The organism is Salibacterium salarium, from assembly GCF_030813635.1.
Taxonomy (GTDB): domain Bacteria; phylum Bacillota; class Bacilli; order Bacillales; family Marinococcaceae; genus Salibacterium; species Salibacterium salarium.
The window spans coordinates 326,477-346,722 of the sequence record NZ_JAUSUM010000001.1 but is presented as its reverse complement, the minus strand read 5'-3'; the positions used below and the strand labels follow the sequence as shown (position 1 = coordinate 346,722).

Sequence of the window (20,246 nt, the reverse complement as noted above, 5' to 3'; positions counted from 1 at the left end):
CGTTTTCAATTATAAGTCTGCTCAAGAAAAACGTACATGGATAATTTCCAGAATTTATTTTGTACTATTTCCAGATTGAAGGTTTATTAACTCATCTACTATACGCCAGTGTGCATAAGGGGAGTATTCCAGCCACGGATCTGAAGGAATAAGATGTGCTTTATTCTTTTGAACTGCCTTCAATTCATTCCACTCTATAGAATGTTGTAAGATTTCCCAATAAGCTAAAGTTTCTTCTTCCTGGCAAACCATGATAAGAAGATGATCAGCATCTATTCTTGCTAACTGCTCCAGTGTGATTTTCTCATTGTAAACGAGATACTTGTTCTTGTAGGCCGGAGTCAACTTCAAATCTTGGAACATTATTTCAGCCATACTACGATTACTCATAGCATAAATAGATTTCTTTAAAATTCTTATAACAAGAAATCTATCAGATTGCCAATCTTGTTTGATTCGATTTTCAGCAGCCTTCACGTGCCTTTCATACCTTTGTAACCAATATTTTGCCTCTTTTTGTTCTCCTAAAAAATCTGCCGTTAACTGTAGTTGCTCCTTCCAATGTTTCTCCGAGGGTACATAAAAAACGGGAGCTACTTTTTCCAGTTTTTCCTTCTCTACTACGTCCAAATTATCCATACTGATGATAGTTTCTGGACGAGTCTCAAAAAGAGTTTCAATATTGGATTGCCAATACTGATTTCTTCGATAGGCACTAAGATGTACAGGAATGTCCGAACGATACGTCCGGTAATAATACGGAGCCCATTTGGGATGAAGCGGAGCAGCATAAGGCATTACTTTGATTGCGAGCAGTTGGCCAATGTTGGCAGTTGTGTAAGAAGCTATCTTGCGGCGGCGGCTTTTAATATAGACCGTAGGCGTCATACTCACTTCTTTTTTGAATTTCCGGCTAAAATAAAATTCATCATTGAATCCAACTTGATAGGCGATATCTCGTAATTTTTTATTAGAACGAATCATCATGTTTTTCGCCTGATTGATTCGTACTTCGGTTAAGTAATCCATAGTACTGATTCCATACGTTTTTTTAAATAAATCCACAAAATATTTAGGACTGATATCAACCATTCGGGCCAGTTGTTCAATAGTTAAACTCTCATCATAATGACAATCAATATAATCTTTTACAGTCTCAAGCGATGGTTGAGACTGTTCATTTTCAGCAAACGGATAACGATTTTTTAATATTTGAAATATGCACTCTTGAAATTGAAGCTGACAACGAAATCGTTCTAACTTATCATTGCTTTGCCAGAGACGATATACCGATTCGCACAATATCTTTAGTTGTTCAATAAAATACAGCGGTATTTCCCTTTCTCTCATAGATAGATGCTGCTTTTTCACGCACGCCCCTTCTCTATGTAAATCATCTGTATCACAAAACAAAGCAAAACGAAAAAGATACATTTCCAACGCATGTTTAGAATACGATTCAGCTCCTAATGTCTCTCCTGGATGACAGACATACACGGTGTGCGGGCGAAGTCTGTAATCCTTACTAGCCATTGTTAGATTCCCTTCCCCGCTCACCATCACTAATAGAATATATGAATCGGTGTACTGCTGTTCCATTTTCCAATCTGATTTACTAGTAATACATTCCACGCCCCGAAGTCTAAACACCAAATTTTCCAACAGTGAACTGTCATCCCCCTGTTCCACCGGTTTGTTATTATCTATCATCCTTGCTTCACTCCCTGACATCATGAAAAAGTTATCACTTTATTGATATTGATAATCAATTTCAATAGTTGTTGTTTTAAATGATACCACTCTTATTTTTTTATTCAACTACTTGATAAAACAATAGGACAATGCAAGACGCAGAATGACAGATGCACTGCTTATGTGATACATTGTTCAGAAAGTTGGGACTAAATGAAGCACACATAGGAGGAGTGGATACGAATGGAGCAAAACCAACGAGCGACAGCAGATAAATTAAATGATGTGTATGAGGAATTGTCGAAAGTCGTAATCGGACGAAAGAAAGAGTGCAAGCTTTTTTTGATGGCGCTTCTTTCCAAAGGTCACGTATTATTAGAAGATATGCCAGGCATGGGGAAAACCTCGCTAGTCAAAGCCTTTTCCACTATACTAGATTGTGAGTACAAACGGGTACAGTGCACCCCCGATCTGCTCCCCTCAGATGTCACCGGAGTCTCTGTGTATAATCCAAAAACGTCAGAGTTTTCTTTTCGAAAAGGGCCGGTATTCACACAAATTCTATTAGTGGACGAAATAAACCGTGCCTTACCAAGAACCCAGTCGAGCCTATTAGAAAGCATGGAGGAACGGCAGATTTCTGTAGAAGGCAGAACGTATGAACTTGCTGAACCCTTTATGGTACTTGCCACCCAAAATCCGGTAGAAACAGAGGGAACGTTTCCGCTCCCCGAAGCACAGCTCGATCGTTTTTTAATTAAACTTCGCATGGGGTACTTGTCTCCATCAGAAGAGGAGAACATGCTTGAAAATCTCGGGCACGACCTTCCGTTTGATGACCTCTCCGCAGTTCTTGATGCTTCAACGATTGCAGCTTTTCAAGAGAAATCCAAAAATGTATATGTTCATCCCAATATTCGCACCTACATTGTTCAACTTGCTCACCAAACAAGGAGTCATCCTCTCATAGAAATGGGGATTAGTCCAAGAGCAACAAAAGCTATGTATCAGGCCGCACAAGCATGGGCGTTTCTCAATGGACGTGACTATGTTCAACCGGACGACGTAAAAGACATCCTTCCGTATGTGTGGTGCCACCGACTTATCCTAACATCGGAAGCGAGCTTTAATCAGTGGAACGCAGAAAATCTTCTTCAAGAAGAAATCGTGAAAAAAGTGGAGCTTCCTGAAGAAAATGTGGAGCGGGTAACATGAATCCATCCGAACACGATAGTTTAACAAATGAGGAAGAGAACCAATCGCGGGGAGAAAGCATCCTTTTTTCCCACTATATGATTTGGCCATTTGCTGCTCTCTTAGGCGTTTCTCTATGGTTTAACATGATTCCTTTCATCCTTATCAGCACGTTTTTGCTCGTCATAAGCCTCACTATTTCAATCTGGAAAAAACGAATGTGGAACCATATTCACCCTGTTCTTCATTTATCACAGACACGACTGTTCAACGGGCAATCCTTTTCCATCGAAGCCTCTCTTTCGAATGAAAAATGGCTTCCACTCGTATGGCTAGAATGGGAGCATCCTAGGCAGCCTGGCATCTTGTGGGGAGAAGAACAAAAACACCACTATATCATTCGACTACTATGGCTATTGAAATATCAGAAGATCAGTTGGGACATTACCGGGCAGGCAATGCAGCGTGGGGTTTATAAAATCGGAGACATCACGTTACGTTCTGGTGATCCTTTTCGACTGACAGAACAAGAAAAGAAATGGCCCCTTGCCAAAACACTATATGTTTACCCGGAATTACGTTCGGTCACAGTGCCGTTATTGTCCGCTTCGATGCCGTGGGAAATGCGTGGGAAAAAGGGCGGTATCGTGGAAGATCCTTTACTTATACAAGGAGTGCGCGACTATGAATCAGGAGACGATTGGCGCAATATTGACTGGCGTGCTACCGCTAAAACCGGCGAATTACAAACACGGATGTATGAACCAATCATGACGAAACAATTGATCATTTGCCTTGATGTAAAAAATTTTTATACATATCATACAGACCAACAAGAACAGCACGATTTATTTGAACGACTTTTATCCATTATGGCATCCATTGCGGTTCGTCATCACAAGCGAAACGTTCAAGTTGGCTACGTCACGAACGCTTTAGATAAATATAGAAACGTTATAGCCCCAAGTGCACCGCAGCAAAACCTTACTCCCTTGCTTGACTGTTTAGCTGGAATTACCGATTATCCAGCCTTCGATTCCATTCGTTTACTAGATCAACTTTTGAAAAAAGGAAAACAGTCGATACCGGTGTACATGTTTTGCGGAGCAGTGACTGAAACCCATTATCAATGGTTTTTAATGCATAAAAAGCAAGTCCCTTCTCTCACCTTTTATTATGTTAGAGAAACCGAATACGCTAAAAAGATGGGACAAGCGGCTCAACCGGCAGAAATCTTTTTGTCCAAAGTCGAGTCGAAAGGAGTGGAATCATGAACCTATGGCAGCGTTTGTCACAACCAGGCATCTTACTGTTTTGCGACGCGGTCTGGATGTATTTTGGCCTCCAGTTACTTTCGTCTATCATTTGGGGACAATCTCTCACCCCCCATCCCCTTATATGGACTGGCGTTCCTTTTCTCGGATTCATCGTTGGCTTATCGACAACCGGACGACGCGAAGGCTGGATTTTCTTTATCCATTGCATTGTTTTAGCTGTTATATTGCTCCCTCATTGGACGTTGTTTTATGTTAATATACTGTCCTACAGCCTGGTAGTAAGTGTTGCGCTTGCTTATTTATACATTCGTAGCAGTATTCATGTTTCTCATAAACCAACACGTCTTGATATGATGCTGCGCTTTGAAGGAACGGTCGTTTTTTATTGTATTTTCGTCTTAGTCAATCAGAATCAGCAACTATATACAGCATCATTTCATATTACATTTTTCTTCACCCTCATCATTAGTTTACTCGGCATGATGCTAACACTCTATGAAAAGGGCGATGAGTCTGAAAACGATGGGATAGAAACAAAAACGGCAGGCCGCTCGACATCCCTTCCGGTTATTATCGGAGGGCTTTTGGGAACGGTAACCGTTGTTTGTTTATTTCTATTTATTCCTACGGTCCAGACGACTTTTGTCACGGTTGTAAACGCTGCTAAAAACGGGGCGATTTGGGTGAGCACACAACTGTATGCAGCGTTTGTCTGGTTTGTAAACCTGTTCCCTAGCTCAAATGTAGATGATACGAATCTGACACCTCCTGACAATCCAGGAAATCCAGAACCTCCATCTTCCAGCACGAGTGGGGGAGAACTTCCGCTCATGTGGATTATCATTCCACTACTCATTCTCGGGGTTCTTGCTGCACTGTGGGTTTCAAGCCGACTGATTCGGCAATGGCGCCCATCAGCGAAAGGAACGATACGAAAAACAACACTAGAAAAAGAGCCTTTCTGGAAAACGCTCTGGCATCGTGTATATACCATGGTAAACAAATGGAGAAAAGCATGGCGCAAGCGCTCGCCCCACTTTTATGAATATAACATTTACTGGCATTTTCATTTATTAACCAACTGGGCTAAAAAACAAGGAATATCCCGCCAGTCTCATGAGACAGCTCAAGACTTCACGCAACAAATCACCCAACAACTCGATATGGAAGAAGATACGAAAGAAAAAGTTCTCAAGCTGGGGGAAGCATACTCCGCCGTGCATTACAGCAAAGGCACCGTTGAACCGGAATACGACGCAGAATCGCTCACTGCATTGCGGCGCATAAGGGCGGGGAAGAGACGTAGATAGGGCCTTCTACCTGTTCGCGGACATCAGATCCCTTATTTGCCTATAATTATTGAATAGTTACCTTTTACAGTGCAAATCACGAATTCGATCTCCACGCTCCCGCTCCTCCTCTCCATTTGCGCCAAAATAACGAAACGTTTGTCCTTCTCGCACGCAAGAATTACTCTTTGCACTTAAAAAAAGGGTTGCCCGCAAAAGGCAACCCAAATTTATACTACACATTCCCCATACTGCCAAGTAGAATCACTATAACCCAAAATAGAATTTTCAGCCCAATCGTAATAATACCTAAAATTAACCCCGCTTTAGATACACCTTGTTTCACAGGTTGCTTCATTCCAACAATACCAAAAATAATTGCTAGGACACCAAGCACATATGGAAGGAATGGAATCCAATTTAATACAACTCCGATAATTCCTAAAACCATCCCCGCTACCGCCATACCATTCCCTTCAGGTTTCTCTATGACGACTCTATTTTCCGACATCGTTTCATCCCCCTTTTCCTTTCTCTACATATAAACATATAAATAAGACCTAATCATTTTATCGTAATTTTTAATGTAAAGTAAAGCATCCCGATCTCTTAATCACGATTGGTATGCTTAGGGAGAAAGCCAAAAAAATCATATGGCTTGAATGAGCATGAACAGCCGGAAATATATAAAATAGACTATTTGGAGCATAGCCACAAGAGTTTCCCTGGAGAGTAACTTCATTTGAATGAACCGATCCACATTCTGTATCAAACTCCCTTGACACTGTGATTGAACCATCTGTAAAACAGGATCTTCTCCCATCAATTTCCGCAAGGAGATCCACCCTGGTCTTTTTATGTACAGCAAATGACAGACCATTAAAACAAACTAAACTGTTGTATCATTTCTCTCAAAATACTTTCACCTATCAAATTAGTAATGATAATGATAGCAACAAACGTAATAAGTGAAGCGTGAAAAGGATCCATGCCTTTGTTCGATTGATTTAATTGATAATAACTATAAATAATCCCTGCAAATAATGAAAACGTACTAAGCAAGATTAAAAACAGGGATAGACTTAAAATATTCACTAGAGTTAAAAGAAACGCAACGATCATCAATCCTGCTGATATGGTGTTAATACTTCCAAACAAAGCAATAAGTTTTTGAAAAGATATCTCGGTTCCCATCGCTTTTAACAATCCAAACATTATGACTAACAAAACCCCGAATAATAGTGCTAGTAAGATAACAGGTTGAACGAATCCTTCCATAAAGGAAACTTGTAGGAAACCCATAGAAACTCGGCTTATGTACGTAAAAAATGTAAGTGGTAAAAACAACACAAATAGAATGAGTGAGATGAGTCCAAATAACCACTCATTTTTTGAAACGGATACTCCCGTATCTGTCGGGGTTAAGACAGCATTCTTAGCAAAATCTAAGTAACTTGTCACCACGTTTAAAGCGTTATTGGCAGACGCCGACGAAGCAGTTGCAGTTGCCGCTACCTCTTCTTCTGTTTTGACAGCATTGTTGGCAGGGGATTCGCCTGATGTGTTCTTTGCTCCGCAATGAACACAAAACTTAGCACCCTCTTCCAATTCTTTTCCACACTCTTGACAATTCATTTGTTATCCTCCTTTATATGATACTTCACGCTTATTTTATGTCGGCATTTCAACCGTATGTTTGAACACTTTATTAAAGATCTGCCATTATTCGACATAAAAAAAGCGAGGAGGTGCACGGACCTCTGTTCCGTTATCTCTCTAAGTTACTTTTTCCTTGATCTCATCCAATGAAGGAATCAAATGTCCGAAACATAGTGTATATTTACACACCCGCCCCGTGCAAAAAACCACAAAAATTAGGTGTAATAGTCGAATTGATAAAAATAGTAAACTATTATAAAATTATTAAAGAATTGTAGCCAACATACGGTTACAATTTTATTTTCGCTTCATTTATCTTGCTCTTATCTATACCTGCCTAAGGTCCGCAGGTTTTTTGAATGATGCAAGAAGCAACTATACTAGCATAGATTTCTCTCATGTCGGCATTTCCGATTAGCTGAAATCCTTGCAATGGAGATGTATACAGATGGCCGATTTGCAAGTACCTGAAAAAAGGTTCCGCCCCGAAATAGAAGGGGTAAGAGCAGTTGCGGCTTTTCTCGTCGCAATCTATCACATTTGGTTAGGATCCGTTTCCGGCGGAGTAGACGTCTTTTTTATCGTTTCCGGCTATTTAATTACAACGACTTTACTAACAAGAATGGAACGAGAAGGACGGATTAACCTTTTTGAAAATGTGTTAGGACTGGCACGAAGACTATTTCCGATAGCCTTTATTGTTCTTTTATTTACAGCTATTTTTTCTATACTACTCTTGCCGCAATCGCAGTGGGAACAGACCATTGGCGAAATCTTTTCCTCTGCGTTTTATTATCAGAATTGGCAGCTGGCCAATAGTGCGATTGATTATTTGGCGCAGAACAATAACGCCAGTCCATTGCAGCACTTCTGGGCTCTATCAATTCAAGGCCAATTTTATATCACATGGCCTTTTGTCATTTTGTTATCCTTTTTCCTCGCAAAAAAGGTATTTAAAACGCCTGTGCGTAAAACTCTTTTAGGCTTATTAATCACCTTTTTTGTCGTTTCTATTGGATATTCGATTTACATTACCGCTGTTAATCAACCATGGGCATATTTTGATACATTTGCCCGTGTGTGGGAATTCAGTTTAGGCGGAATCTTAGCCTTATTACTTCCATATCTAAAATTTAATAAAGCGGTAAGCGCCGTGATCGGTTGGATTGGATTAGCCGTCATTGCTTTCACTGGGATGGTGTTGCCCGTATCCAGTCTCTTTCCAGGGTATGTCGCATTACTTCCGACAACCGGTGTTATATTCGTTATTCTCGCAGCAGAGAACGGCAGCCGATTTGGGGTCGAAAATTTATTAGGATCCAAACCGTTTTTATACTTTGGAAGCATTTCTTACGCATTTTATCTGTGGCACTGGCCGCTTTTAATTTTCTATTACTCCTACTGGGACACCGACACCGTTTCTATTCCGGGTGGCGTCGGCATTATAGCAACTGCTTTTGTATTGTCGGTTCTATCGAGTAAGATACTTGAAACTCCGGTACGAACCATTAGTGTAAAATCGAAAATCAAGCTGCCCGCCATTCTAGTCACATTTATGCTTCCTGCATTACTTGTCACTTATTTCTGGGGCAATTACGTCGACCAAAGTCAAGATGCACTGTATGAAGACTATGACGTTGAAAACTATCCAGGTGCGCTATCGATTTCTGACAATATTAAAGCAAATCCAGATAAAGAACCGCTTCCTACCGCCGTTCAAGCAGAAGACGATTTACCAGAGTTTTACGGTGATAACTGTTACACGGGACTGGAAGGATCAGAGGTAACCTCATGCTCCTATGGGGTAACAGATAATCCGGATTATACGGTTGCTCTTGTCGGTGGATCTCACTCCGGCCACTGGTTCCCTGCCTTGAAGGAATTATCGAAGGATTTGAACTTACAAATTGATGTTTACAATAAAGATGGATGTCGTTTTTCCGATGAAAATTTTGAAGGAGCATTGTCCGAATCGTGTATGGACTGGAATGAAAAAGTGGTAGATACTCTAAAATCAGACCCACCGGATTTAGTATTCTCGCCAGCTAACGTCAATGACGGGGCTACGATACCAGAAGGTTATATCCATCAATGGGAAAAGCTAGAGGGAGTGACAAAAGCACTGGCTGTTCGCGATACCCCAAGGATGGCAGAAGATATCCCGTTATGTTTAGAAGAAAATTCTCCGGATGAATGTGCGATACCAACAGAGGCTGCAATGTCAGAGAACCCTCCTTGGGAAAACACGGACGCCGAGGACATACCGGATAACGTCACCTTTGCCGATCTCACAACGGATTATTTCTGTAACGATGAAACGTGCGAGCCCGTTATTGGAAATGTGGTCGTATATCGTGACTACAACCACATCAGCACCTTATACTCCAAAACGCTAGCTCCAGCCTTAAAAGAACCTCTTGTCACCGCCTTAGAAAAAACAGAATAAAAAACGAAACCAGCCGTATCGTGTAACGGCTGGTTTTTAACGCCACTAGATACTGGGATTAAGACTTAATCAAACGTTTGTTTACCTATTACCCTTCTTGGTTACAAATAATCGATTTCCTCTATGGATTTAAGAATCACCAGAACATCCTAACATCAAAAAAAAGCCGCCCACATAGGACGGCTTCCATAGAATAGACTATTTATGCTTCTTCTGCATCCACAACGAAGGTTTCTCCGCCGTAGATTTCTTTTAAGGTGATGACAGCTTGACCATCATTAGAAGAGAAGTCTACATTATCAATCATGTAATCTTGTAAATCAGCATCGGATGAGGAAAGTTGATTAACATCCCATCCTCCATCGTTCTGAATCTCAAGAGCTTCTACACCTTCTGCGAGTTCAAGGTTTTCTATTTGAGAAATAGTATTTTCTACTTCAACCTCTACTTGAGCAAGCGTTGTCGTGAAGTCTCCTTCTACATGCTCGAGATATACTGTTGCTGTGCCTTCGGATTCACCGTTAACTTCAAAGTTCAAGGCTTCTGCTGCAGAAACATCAGTTTCTTCTCCATCAGCGACCGTTGCAATATCCTCATCACTAGTTCTAACTTGAAGTTGACCTGATTCATTTAAGCTTGTAAGCGCTTCTTCTACTTCGTCTTCACTTAGATCAGCACCGTCAAACATAGCATCAGATGTTACGGAAATCTCCAAGTCCTCGTGATTTTCATAGAAATCACCATTGCTGTCATCATGAGCATCTGCTAAGTCAACAGACTCTGGTTCAGCTGACAAGTTGAACTCATCTACTTCTGTTACATCAAGTTCAACAAATTCCAACGTCGTAGAAGCAATGTCTTCATCGTTGTACGTGAAGTTAAGCTCATATTCTCCTTCAAGGTTGTCAGGATAATCGATGTTAACTGTTCCATCGTTAATTGTTGCAGAATCTTCCTGAACAACCTCTCCTTCTTCATCTGTAATAGTGTAATCTATCGATTCAGGATTTTCTTCATCTTCCTCCCACTGCTCACCATATTGATCAACAACGGTAAAGGTATCGTTTTCTGCATTGGTTGTGTAACGCTGGGTTGTATTATTTTCTTCCACGCTACTAATTTCTTGATCTTCTACAACTTCAAGATCCATCTCAACTGGATCTTCAATTCCTTTAAACTTAACGGAAAGGGTAACTTCGCCTTCTCCGTTCACCTGAAGACCATCATTATAATAAGCAACCGCTACATCACTTGACGTGACACTTTCAATTTCTTCGTCAGCTTCTACTTCTTCACCAAATGAATTAAGTCCAGTAACAGCTTCAATCGTGTTTCCTTCATTTGCCGTTGTAACATAGTCGTTTTCATAGCGGTCGTCGCCATCAAACAAACCAACTTCTGTTACTTCTGTTACATCACTATCAGCGTTCACATCAACAGATACTTCCTCTGACGTTACTTCATTACCATCTTCATCCGTGATGGAAACGGCATAACGGAAGCTAGAATCTGTTTCTTCACCATTGATGATTCCTTCGTCCTGCGCTTCATCTGAGTCAAACGGAGCTTCATTTGAACTATAAAGGAATTCTACGTCATAGCCAGCATCCTCAAGTTGTTCAACAGAGAGGTCGCGAATACCATTTACTGTAAATTCAAGTTGCTGCTCTTCATTTTCCCTGATTTGTTCCGTTGTTCCCTCTACAGATTCAACTTCAATGTCTTCATAATCAAAATCAGATTCAAATCCGTTAACATGAAGCGTGCCTGCTGTACCTTCTAAATCATTATCAGCGTGTTCTACTGTGATAGACTCTCTATCTTCACTGATTGTTAGATTTGTAATATCTACATTTGTTTCTTCATCATCATTATTTGTAACGGAAACATCAAGAAGCTCTTCCACTTCTGACTCATCCAAATCTTCATCAAGTGTTTCGTCTAAGTTGACCTCAAAGCTTGATGTGGAAAGAACAGAAACATCGTCTACCATTACACCAGCGTTAACGCCAGTAACGGTTTGACCTGTGGCTTCTCCTTTATAAGAAAGAGAATAGCTTTCCTCTGCTTCTTGTTCTTCTGTTGTCAAACGTACAACCGTTCCTTCTGCACTTTCGCTTGCTTCCGATTCTTCAGGAGAAATAGTTTCTACTTCTGTAACAGCTATTTCAGGATCAAATGTGAAATCTTCTGCACTCACATCTTCTTCAAGATTACTGTTGAAGCTAACTTCTACCGTTGAACGATTAACAGCTTCTGCGTTTGCTACGTCTGTCGATTCCTCACCTTGGCTCACTTCCATTGCACGCTCTAGAAATACAGCGAATTGCGCACGGTTCACGGTTTCACTTGGACGGAAGCTACCGTCTGATGTGTTAGTAATATCATATTGCGCCAAGATTTTTACGTTTTCTTTATGGCTTTCATTAACGTCATCAATATCTGCCACATTTGCTTCAGCGCCTTCTTTTGGCTCCAATTCAAAAGCACGTACTAGAATAGTTGCTAGTTGTTGACGAGAAAGATCCATGCCAGCTGCAAAGTGTGTATTATCTTGACGTCCTTTGATGTAACCCGCCTCAGCTACAGCTTCTGCGAACGGAGTAGAGTAGCTATCATCGTTAAGATCTTCAAAGGAAGATTCTGCATTTTGATCCACTTCGAGGTCAAATGCATTTACGAGCAATTCAGCTACTTGGCCACGAGAAATCTCTTCTCCCGGACCGTATGTACCATCGGAGTATCCGTTAATGATACCTTCCTCAGCTAAACGCTGGATCGATCCGGAAGCCCAATAGTCACTAGATACGTCACTGAAAGACTCCGCAGCATCTGCTTGTTGTACGTCCGCCGGTGCTACCGCTGCAAACGTAGAAGCCACCATGGCTGCAGAAACGGATCCTGCGAGAAACTTACGATATGATTTTGGTTGATATGACAAAATGATTCCTCCTTGAGAATATATTAAGATAGTTGTCATCGGGTTACATATGTGTATTTACCATATTTCCATGATATTTAAACATAACCCTCCACTAATTAATAATAGAAATGCGAGTTGATATCGCGATATCTTTTTTCAATAGTAGAGCATAGTGGGGTATATTGAAAATCACCCATCCGTACCAATTCATTCTCTCCAATGAAAGACATTATCCTTACGTAATGGTCTCTTCTTCCTTTATAATTACCATTTTAAAAAAAATATGCCATGATAGACTATGATTATCCTTTTATTTCCATCTTGTATTTTACAAAAATATGAAAAGAAGCTGCCTTTGTTTTCAGCAGCTTCTTTTCTTTAAATAATTTATTCTAAAGTAATTTGCTCTAACATTTCTCCATCTTGAGCAAAAATAACATCAACCGTTTGATCTGGATATGCTTCTTGAATGATTTCGGAATAAGTTGTCTTTAAATCTTCCGACCATTCTTGATCAGCAGAAATATCGATGTCAATATTCACAAGTTGCCCGTCTTCTTCATCAACTAGCTGCACCATGGCTTCCTCTACAGCATCTTCTGATTCCAACTGTTGGGTTAATTCTTCATCCGTGCTTAATTCCGCACTAGGTTCTTCCTGATCTTCTTGTTCTTCTTGTTGCTCGTCTGCTTCTTGTTCTGAGTCTGTTGTATCAGCGTCGGAATCCTCTCCAGAAGAACATCCTATTAGTGAAATCATACCTATAACCAATAGCATTAACACTAACCAATTTCGTTTTGAAACCATCGCTGCATCTCTCTCCTTTTTGTCTGTTGACATATCGTATTGTAACTGAATCACTCGATAATGTACAGAGATGTATTACCTATTTTAACCAGTAACTTCTATCATAAAAGCTTATTTCTATTACTGTCAAAGGGAGACGAATTATTGTTGTGATTGTTGTTGTTCAACAAGACCTGATCGAAGGGATTCTATTTGTTTACATAGTAAAAAGTAGTTTTGTTCGGCAACTTTATGGTTCAGTTCTGCCTCTGTCACCTGTAATTGTGATAACTCATACTCTGACTCAGGTGCCACTCCAATATCAACCTGTGTTTTTAAATTTGCATAATCTGTTTTAGCATAGTTCAATTCATCCTCGGTGCTAATAACATTTTGATATTGAGTATCTGCTTCTGTAAACAATGATTCAATGGATGTTGTTAAATTCTCCCGTAATTGAACAATCTCTTCTTCTGCTATTTGCACATCAATATCCGCCTGTTCCTCTTCATGAGAGGTAGCATCTTCATCTTCATACACTTGTTCTTGATTGTATTCTGCAAGCTCTAATTCTTTTTTTGCACTCTTCATACTATAAGAGTTCTCAATTAATTCTTCTGTCTCTGTTTCTTGTTGCAATGGCTCCAACTCACCAATCTCAGGTTCTTCAAGACTCAAATCGGAATGGTATGTAATACCAATATCCAAAGCAAACTCGGCCATATCTCGTTCTAGTTCCAATTTTGATTGAGAAATCTCAGACTCCAAGCGTGTTACTTCCCGTTTAGCCGTATCCAATTCATCACGGGAAACCAAGCCAAGATCGTGGCGTTTTTGCGTGTTTGCTACGGTCTGTTCTTCTGTTTCCAACGACGCATGAAGCAAATCCAACTGGTCCTTTGCCATTACTAATTGAGTAAAAGTCGAAATCGCACTGAGCTCCATACTTTCTTTTGTAGCTTGTTTGTCAATTTCAGATGTTGTCGTATTCGTGTCTAATTCCTGAATCGAATCTTCTAGCTCATCTAGATTATCCTCTAACGTTTCCATTTGATTCTGAAGTTCGAGACGAGATTGGAACGTTCTTTCTCCCGTTTCTCTTTGTACATCTCTTAAGTTATCCATTTGATCTTCCAAATCGTCCAAATCATCATTTAAATCCTCATGGTCGTCTTCCAAACCATTCAGCTGACTTTTCATATTCTCTAATTGATAGTTTAATAGTAATAGGGACGTGTCGTCATTCAATGCGTGGTCCACAGCTTCTTCCATTGTCAATGTTTGAACAAGTTCCTCTTCATTCTCCTCGGCTTGCTGCTCATCCGCACTCGAGTCATTGTCTTCGTCTGCCAAAGCGGATGGAACGATATTTGCTGCCACTAAAACAGCACTCAACCCCGCGACAATACTTTTTTTCATAGGACGCTCCCCCTCTGTTTATTTAAAATTAGACATTTCTGTATGTTAATGTATAGATATTCCTTTAATACCTTTTTATTTTATCACAATATAATATTTATTGGTAATAAAACGTAAAAAACGTGTATAACATTTTCATTAAACAGAAACCTTACTGTGCAGGCAATTTTTACTTTTCACCGAAGGATTATCGTTTTCTCATGACAGACTCGTCAATAAATGTTCAAATGTGGGAGTCCTGTTGTTATACCGCTACTTATGATGTTAACGTGCATGAGCTCTGCTTTTAATCGCAAAGCTCTTTTTTTAGAAGGAATTTTTGTTTACTGCATTTTTTTCAAATAGATTGAAATCATAAAGATGAGTAGGTTACGACAGTGTGAGGGATTATAGGCAGCGATTCTTTTCTGCGCGCAGGGTAGCCTGTTTTCCGGAGTCACTTCCACAGGACGTGGTGACTTCGAACACGACGTTCGACGAAGAGCGTTGCACCCTGAGGCCAGCCCTTATGTGTTTGGAAAGTAAAAGTGGTCTTTTGGACAGTATTTCGGTCTTTTTGGCCAGTAATCCATCACCTTTAGACAGTAACGAATCGTTTGGCTAGAAAACATAGATATTTGGCTAGTAAATCTCCTGACTTGGCCAGTATTTCTTCCTCTTTCGCTAGTAAAACTTCTCCTATGAATTAAAAGTCCACATAATAGTGTAAATTTTGTTCTCCAAAATCGCCCTACGGACTTTTTTTACATTGATTTGTCTAAGAAAAGCAGCAATGCCGAACGAACCTGCATCCGACAGGCTTCCTGTGGACCTCCGAACGGCTGAGCTCTGCTGAATCCCGAAAACGCTAAAATTGTATACATTCCTATCTTTTAAGAATAGGCTGTATTAAAAGTCTGTGCACAACTATAAAGAGCTTGGTGACCAAAGAGAGCATGCGCTGGTAGCAGACGCTTTCACTCTAGAGCACAAAAGCGACATCGGCTCCCTCCGGATCGCCGTGTCTCCTTTGCCTCGGACAGCGCTCAGCTTCTTCAACGAACAGGATGTTCTAATGCCAGTGTTGGTCACAGGACGTGACCGTGTTTAGCCGGCGATCAACGAAATGTCGTCGTCTTCCGCTCCTGCCCATGGTCGCCTGCTTATTGTCATAGACAAGAAGCTGTACCTTTTGATACAGCTCTTTTGTTATCCACGTCGGTTGTCTGACACGGCACTAACAAGCAGCAATATCGCGGTAATTGTATGCAGTAACCAGCCTATAACTGGAATTCCAGCTATTAACGACGTAATAATACCAAAAACACTAGGCGTCTTCGCAGTCCGGTACACATACGCTATAATGAACGTAATGATATGAAGGGTCAAAGCAATTCCTAGTGCGGAATATCCGCTAAATAAAACGATACTCCCTCCGATTAAAGGGATTGCTAATAAAGCTTCATACCCTCCTGAAATAAATTTTGCAAGGGCGGACAATTTCATGATTCCCTCCTTTTGATTCCCATTCGTTCCTACTGTTCCCAATAACCAGCTTCGTCACGCATCGACATGGTATCACAATGATTAAGTCAAAGGAAAACAAAATAAATTTACGAGCGGATTTCACCCGATTTTTCAGTGTATTCTTCCGGTGCAGGTTCAGGAACGGCGGATAGGGGAGAAACAGCGATGCACGGTTATTTTCCCCATCTCCCCTATTTTCCACCTTTCTCCGGACATCTATTCCTTTATTTCCTCCAAACCTCGTCTTTCTCACCTTCTCTACTGCCGTTAGCGGAACAAATGACCGTCTCCCCCTCTAGAGACTAGAACATAACTAGCCAACTTAAAAAGATTCCGATCATCAACTTTTTGATGATCGGAACCTTTTTATTTTGAAGTATACCCTTCATTCATACCTCGATTTGCGTTCGAGGCAGTGTAACCACCATGAACGCAAAGCCTCATTCATTTTTCACATCCACCGTAACAAACGAGTGAAAAATCACCAGCATCAGCACCAATCAAGCAGCCAATCCTTTTTTATTCCTCAAGACTAGCACCATTGGAACGAATGACATTTTTATACCAATCAAAACTCTTCTTCTTTATCCTTTTCAAACTCCCATTTCCATCGTTATCTCTATCTACATAAATGTAGCCGTAGCGTTTCCTCATTTCTCCAGTGCTAGCGCTGACTAAGTCAATAGGACCCCAGCTTGTATAACCAATGATATCTACTCCATCCTCCATCGCTTCCGCCATTTCTAAAAAGTGCTGATTCAAGTAGTCTATTCGATAGTCATCATCTACCATGTCACCTTCTGGTATATTGTCCACTGCTCCTAATCCATTTTCGACGATAAACAAAGGCTTTTGGTAGCGGTCATACAGTTGGTTCGCAGTGATACGCAACCCTTTCGGATCAATTGTCCAACCCCACTCAGATGTTTTCAAATATGGATTTTTTACCGATCCAAACACATTTCCACCCGTTTTTTGTAAAATATCTTCATCCGTACTGGCACATCTGCTCGAATAGTAGCTAAAACCAATATAATCAACAGTATTGTTTTTTAAAATTTCTTCATCTTCTTTTTCCATCTCAATGTAAATATTGTTATCTTTGAAAAAACGTTTGGCGTAGTGCGGGTATTCACCGTGAGACTGCACATCAATAAAGAAGAAAGATTCCCGATCCTTCTCCATTGCCTTCCATACATCATCGGGATGACTCCTATAAGGATACACGGCCCCCGCCGCCAACATGCATCCAATGTTCGCACCTGGAATAATTTCATGGCATGCTTTTACAGCTAAAGCGCTGGCCACCAGTTGGTGATGAGCGGCCTGATACAATACTTGGTTCTTATCTTCTCCTGGTTGGAACACAAGACCTGCTCCAACAAATGGAAGATGTAATAACATATTAATTTCGTTAAACGTCATCCAATACTTCACTTTATCTTTGTATCGTTCAAAAATCGTTCGGACATAGCGTTCATAAAATGTAACCAACTCGCGACTTTTCCAACTGCCATACTTTTTCACCAAGTTAACGGGTACATCAAAATGAGCAGTAGTTACGACAGGTTCAATATTGTGTTTTAATAATTCATCAAACACATCATCATAAAATTGCAAACCAGCTTCATTAGGAACCGCATCATCTCCATTCGGAAAAATTCGGGCCCAAGCAATCGACAATCGGAAACTTTTAAAGCCCATTTCTGCAAACAACGCAATATCTTCTTTATAAGTGTGATAAAAATCAATAGCTTCATGTGAAGGATAATACGTTTCCGGTTGCGGCTCAAGATGATCAACTTGGCCAGTCATGATCTTTAATCGATCTTCTCCTGTGGGAAGAAGGTCTACCGTAGTCAGACCTTTCCCATCTTCTAAATACGCGCCTTCCACTTGATTAGCCGCTACAGCTCCGCCCCATAAAAAATCGGCTGGAAATTTTGATGTTTTCACCATATGATCACCTCTGTTTATAATTTGTTTATTCAACGGTTCACTCCAAATCGCTTTGTTCTGTAATCAAGCACTTTTATCTACACTTGATTGCGTTTCTTCTTTATATGCTTTCTTATCTATGATCCTAAAAAACGGATAATATATCAGCGTTGTTACAACAAACAGAATTGCTTGTAGAACAATTAACATGAGGCCTCCCTGCATAAAAGCGTTAAATATAACAGGGGCCCCTAACGGTAAGCCAACACTATTAACCCGCGGAAATATTTCTAGTGCCATTAATACATAAGGAACGATCGCTGCCGTTAATGGAGACAGAATAAATGGTACAGCCAAATACGGATTTAAAATAATAGGCGTACCAAAAATAATTGGTTCATTGATGCCAAACAGCGATGGCGCTACCGTTAACTTACCTAATGTTCTATAGCGCTTACTTTTTGCCATAAATGCCATTAAAAACGATAGACCTAATGTTGCCCCAGAACCTCCCAATAAAATGAAAGTCATTAATAAATCAGGAGTAACAATATTAGGAAGAGGCTCGCCTGAATTAAGGGCATTTAAGTTTTCTACACCTAATGGCAGCCACACACTCATCACCATAGGCATTACTACCAGCATGCCATGAACCCCAAACAGCCAAAGGATATGAATAACTAAAACGACAGCAACCATGGACCAAAAACTGCCACCGAGATTATTTAAAGGAGCCTGCACAAAAGTATAAATAAACTCATGTATACTTCCCATTGGGGTTAACGTAAATAATCCCATAACTATCGTCCAGAACACTACAATGAGAAATCCCGGAACTAAACTGGCAAATGATTTCGAAATAGTAGGCGGAACACCGTCAGGTAATTTTATCATCCACCCCTTGCCTTCAATAACAGAATATAGTTTAGCCGATATAAGCCCTACAATGATGGCTACGAATAATCCTTGAGCTCCTAAAAACTCAAAGGGTATAAGATTTCCTTCTTCCGCCAGGGTAATAGGGGTCAACACCATAAAACTGACTAATGCTGCCAGTCCCGCTCCCCCACGATCCGCATCAAAAGATGCAGCCAATCGATAAGCTATAAAAAACACAGCATAAATCGATAATATATTAATCGTCATTTCATAAGGCTTACTAATAATTGACCCTAGTCCTGTTGACTCTAGAAAGTCCTGATACTGATTAATCGGTAAACTTGCAATTAATGTAGAGAGCGCTCCAACAATCAATGCAGGAATCGTAGATACTAAACCGTCCGACACTGCTTTTAAGTATTTATTATTACTTATTGCTCCGGCAACCGTTTGCAATTTTGACTGTATTGCTGCTGTACGTGAATTTATTTTAAAAACCCCCTTTATATAAACATTTAGTTCATTACTTGCCTTCTATTAGCTCAAGTGCGTGATTTAATACTTTTTCTCCATCCATCATGCCGTAATCCACACTATTAATCACTTCCACAGGTACTCCTTGTGATTCGTATTCTTTTTCGTACTTACTTTTTAAGTAGCCGACTTGTGGCCCTAATAATAAAACATCCATGTCACTCGCATATTTTTCCAAATCAGAACCCGAACTTGCATTGATAGTGATATCTTCTTCCTTGCTTTGAGCAGCCTCATTCATTTTACTCACCATTAAACTTGTAGACATTCCCGCCGCGCAAACTAGTAAAATATTTTTCATTATAGTACCCTCCATTTTTTTATTTGTTTATTTCACAAGATTTTTATGAAGTTTTTCATGCAAGTCAATCATCTCTTCTGCTAAGTCTTTCAGCGTCATGGCATTCATCAAATGATCTTGAGCGTGCACCATTAACAATGTGACATCGTGTTTTGTTCCTCCCGCTTCTTGTTGAATAAGATCCGTTTGAACCTTGTGCGCTTCTCCCAACTCATCACTTGCCTGTTGAAGCGTTTCTTTCGCTTTAACAAATTCTTCGTTTTTGGCAAATTGAATCGATTCCATTGCCTTACTTCGTGCATTTCCAGAATTTACAATTAATCCAATAACCGTCTTTTCGTAATCCATTATTCTGTCACCTCTCCTTTTTATTTTTTACCTCACCCTTATATAATGCAAGAAC

At 40.3% G+C, this 20,246-nt stretch carries 15 protein-coding genes; 4 read left to right on the top strand and 11 right to left on the bottom strand.

Going from position 1 to position 20,246, the window contains the following annotated elements:
• Positions 1-54: 54 nt before the first annotated feature.
• On the bottom strand, positions 55-1,710 hold the full coding sequence (locus J2S78_RS01710; protein ID WP_306895681.1) for an AraC family transcriptional regulator: 1,656 nt from the start codon (positions 1,708-1,710) through the stop codon (positions 55-57).
• A 225-nt stretch (positions 1,711-1,935) separates the two neighbouring features.
• Between J2S78_RS01710 and J2S78_RS01705 the strand changes: the two genes are divergently transcribed.
• The 3 genes from J2S78_RS01705 to J2S78_RS01695 are packed head-to-tail and all read left to right on the top strand — an operon-like array spanning position 1,936 to position 5,473.
• Entirely contained in the window at positions 1,936-2,907 is a 972-nt protein-coding gene (locus tag J2S78_RS01705) for an AAA family ATPase (protein WP_306895680.1), read from the top strand.
• Positions 2,904-4,160: a DUF58 domain-containing protein gene (locus J2S78_RS01700; protein WP_306895679.1), complete on the top strand. Its 1,257-nt coding sequence runs from the start codon at positions 2,904-2,906 to the stop codon at positions 4,158-4,160. The genes J2S78_RS01705 and J2S78_RS01700 overlap by 4 nt, the downstream gene beginning before the upstream one ends.
• Positions 4,157-5,473: a DUF4129 domain-containing protein gene (locus tag J2S78_RS01695; RefSeq protein WP_306895677.1), complete on the top strand. Its 1,317-nt coding sequence runs from the start codon at positions 4,157-4,159 to the stop codon at positions 5,471-5,473. Before J2S78_RS01700 ends, J2S78_RS01695 begins: the two co-directional genes overlap by 4 nt.
• Before the next feature lie 214 nt (positions 5,474-5,687).
• Here J2S78_RS01695 and J2S78_RS01690 read toward each other — a convergent pair whose 3' ends face one another.
• Together J2S78_RS01690 and J2S78_RS01685 are read right to left on the bottom strand one after the other, a co-directional pair.
• A complete protein-coding gene (locus tag J2S78_RS01690; protein ID WP_306895675.1) occupies positions 5,688-5,963 on the bottom strand; it encodes a DUF4190 domain-containing protein in 276 nt (91 codons plus the stop codon).
• A 368-nt stretch (positions 5,964-6,331) separates the two neighbouring features.
• Positions 6,332-7,087 carry a zinc ribbon domain-containing protein gene (locus J2S78_RS01685; protein WP_306895673.1) on the bottom strand — a complete coding sequence of 252 codons (756 nt, stop codon included), beginning with the start codon at positions 7,085-7,087 and terminating at the stop codon, positions 6,332-6,334.
• Between the two features lie 472 nt (positions 7,088-7,559).
• Between J2S78_RS01685 and J2S78_RS01680 the strand changes: the two genes are divergently transcribed.
• On the top strand, positions 7,560-9,557 hold the full coding sequence (locus tag J2S78_RS01680; protein ID WP_306895671.1) for an acyltransferase family protein: 1,998 nt from the start codon (positions 7,560-7,562) through the stop codon (positions 9,555-9,557).
• Positions 9,558-9,759: 202 nt separating this feature from the next.
• Here the strand turns inward: J2S78_RS01680 and J2S78_RS01675 are convergent, their stop codons facing one another.
• From J2S78_RS01675 to J2S78_RS01640, 8 genes are all read right to left on the bottom strand, one after another.
• Positions 9,760-12,498 (bottom strand): S-layer homology domain-containing protein, encoded by a 2,739-nt coding sequence (locus J2S78_RS01675; protein ID WP_306895670.1) that lies wholly within the window; start codon positions 12,496-12,498, stop codon positions 9,760-9,762.
• Positions 12,499-12,867: 369 nt separating this feature from the next.
• Positions 12,868-13,287: a hypothetical protein gene (locus J2S78_RS01670; RefSeq protein WP_306895668.1), complete on the bottom strand. Its 420-nt coding sequence runs from the start codon at positions 13,285-13,287 to the stop codon at positions 12,868-12,870.
• Between the two features lie 141 nt (positions 13,288-13,428).
• Positions 13,429-14,685, bottom strand: coding sequence for a TolC family protein (locus J2S78_RS01665; RefSeq protein ID WP_306895666.1), 1,257 nt, complete (start codon positions 14,683-14,685; stop codon positions 13,429-13,431).
• 1,188 nt (positions 14,686-15,873) lie between these two features.
• Complete coding sequence (locus J2S78_RS01660) at positions 15,874-16,170, bottom strand: hypothetical protein (protein WP_306895664.1); 297 nt, start codon at positions 16,168-16,170, stop codon at positions 15,874-15,876.
• Between the two features lie 540 nt (positions 16,171-16,710).
• Positions 16,711-18,150, bottom strand: coding sequence for a 6-phospho-beta-glucosidase (locus J2S78_RS01655; protein ID WP_306896973.1), 1,440 nt, complete (start codon positions 18,148-18,150; stop codon positions 16,711-16,713).
• A 63-nt stretch (positions 18,151-18,213) separates the two neighbouring features.
• Positions 18,214-19,464: a PTS sugar transporter subunit IIC gene (locus J2S78_RS01650; protein WP_306895661.1), complete on the bottom strand. Its 1,251-nt coding sequence runs from the start codon at positions 19,462-19,464 to the stop codon at positions 18,214-18,216.
• Positions 19,465-19,531: 67 nt separating this feature from the next.
• Positions 19,532-19,843 carry a PTS sugar transporter subunit IIB gene (locus J2S78_RS01645; RefSeq protein WP_306895659.1) on the bottom strand — a complete coding sequence of 104 codons (312 nt, stop codon included), beginning with the start codon at positions 19,841-19,843 and terminating at the stop codon, positions 19,532-19,534.
• Positions 19,844-19,870: 27 nt separating this feature from the next.
• Positions 19,871-20,191, bottom strand: a complete 321-nt coding sequence (locus J2S78_RS01640; protein WP_306895658.1) for a PTS lactose/cellobiose transporter subunit IIA — start codon at positions 20,189-20,191, stop codon at positions 19,871-19,873.
• Positions 20,192-20,246 lie beyond the last annotated feature (55 nt).

Excerpts from the sequence above, each read along its gene's own strand:
- J2S78_RS01695 (WP_306895677.1), top strand. The coding sequence starts at position 4,157 with ATGAACCTATGGCAGCGTTTGTCACAACCAGGCATCTTACTGTTTTGC.
- J2S78_RS01690 (WP_306895675.1), bottom strand. The coding sequence starts at position 5,963 with ATGTCGGAAAATAGAGTCGTCATAGAGAAACCTGAAGGGAATGGTATG.
- J2S78_RS01655 (WP_306896973.1), bottom strand. The coding sequence starts at position 18,150 with ATGGTGAAAACATCAAAATTTCCAGCCGATTTTTTATGGGGCGGAGCT.
- J2S78_RS01660 (WP_306895664.1), bottom strand. The coding sequence starts at position 16,170 with ATGAAATTGTCCGCCCTTGCAAAATTTATTTCAGGAGGGTATGAAGCT.
- J2S78_RS01670 (WP_306895668.1), bottom strand. The coding sequence starts at position 13,287 with ATGGTTTCAAAACGAAATTGGTTAGTGTTAATGCTATTGGTTATAGGT.
- J2S78_RS01685 (WP_306895673.1), bottom strand. The coding sequence starts at position 7,087 with ATGAATTGTCAAGAGTGTGGAAAAGAATTGGAAGAGGGTGCTAAGTTT.
- J2S78_RS01680 (WP_306895671.1), top strand. The coding sequence starts at position 7,560 with ATGGCCGATTTGCAAGTACCTGAAAAAAGGTTCCGCCCCGAAATAGAA.
- J2S78_RS01710 (WP_306895681.1), bottom strand. The coding sequence starts at position 1,710 with ATGATAGATAATAACAAACCGGTGGAACAGGGGGATGACAGTTCACTG.
- J2S78_RS01705 (WP_306895680.1), top strand. The coding sequence starts at position 1,936 with ATGGAGCAAAACCAACGAGCGACAGCAGATAAATTAAATGATGTGTAT.
- J2S78_RS01640 (WP_306895658.1), bottom strand. The coding sequence starts at position 20,191 with ATGGATTACGAAAAGACGGTTATTGGATTAATTGTAAATTCTGGAAAT.
- J2S78_RS01700 (WP_306895679.1), top strand. The coding sequence starts at position 2,904 with ATGAATCCATCCGAACACGATAGTTTAACAAATGAGGAAGAGAACCAA.
- J2S78_RS01665 (WP_306895666.1), bottom strand. The coding sequence starts at position 14,685 with ATGAAAAAAAGTATTGTCGCGGGGTTGAGTGCTGTTTTAGTGGCAGCA.
- J2S78_RS01645 (WP_306895659.1), bottom strand. The coding sequence starts at position 19,843 with ATGAAAAATATTTTACTAGTTTGCGCGGCGGGAATGTCTACAAGTTTA.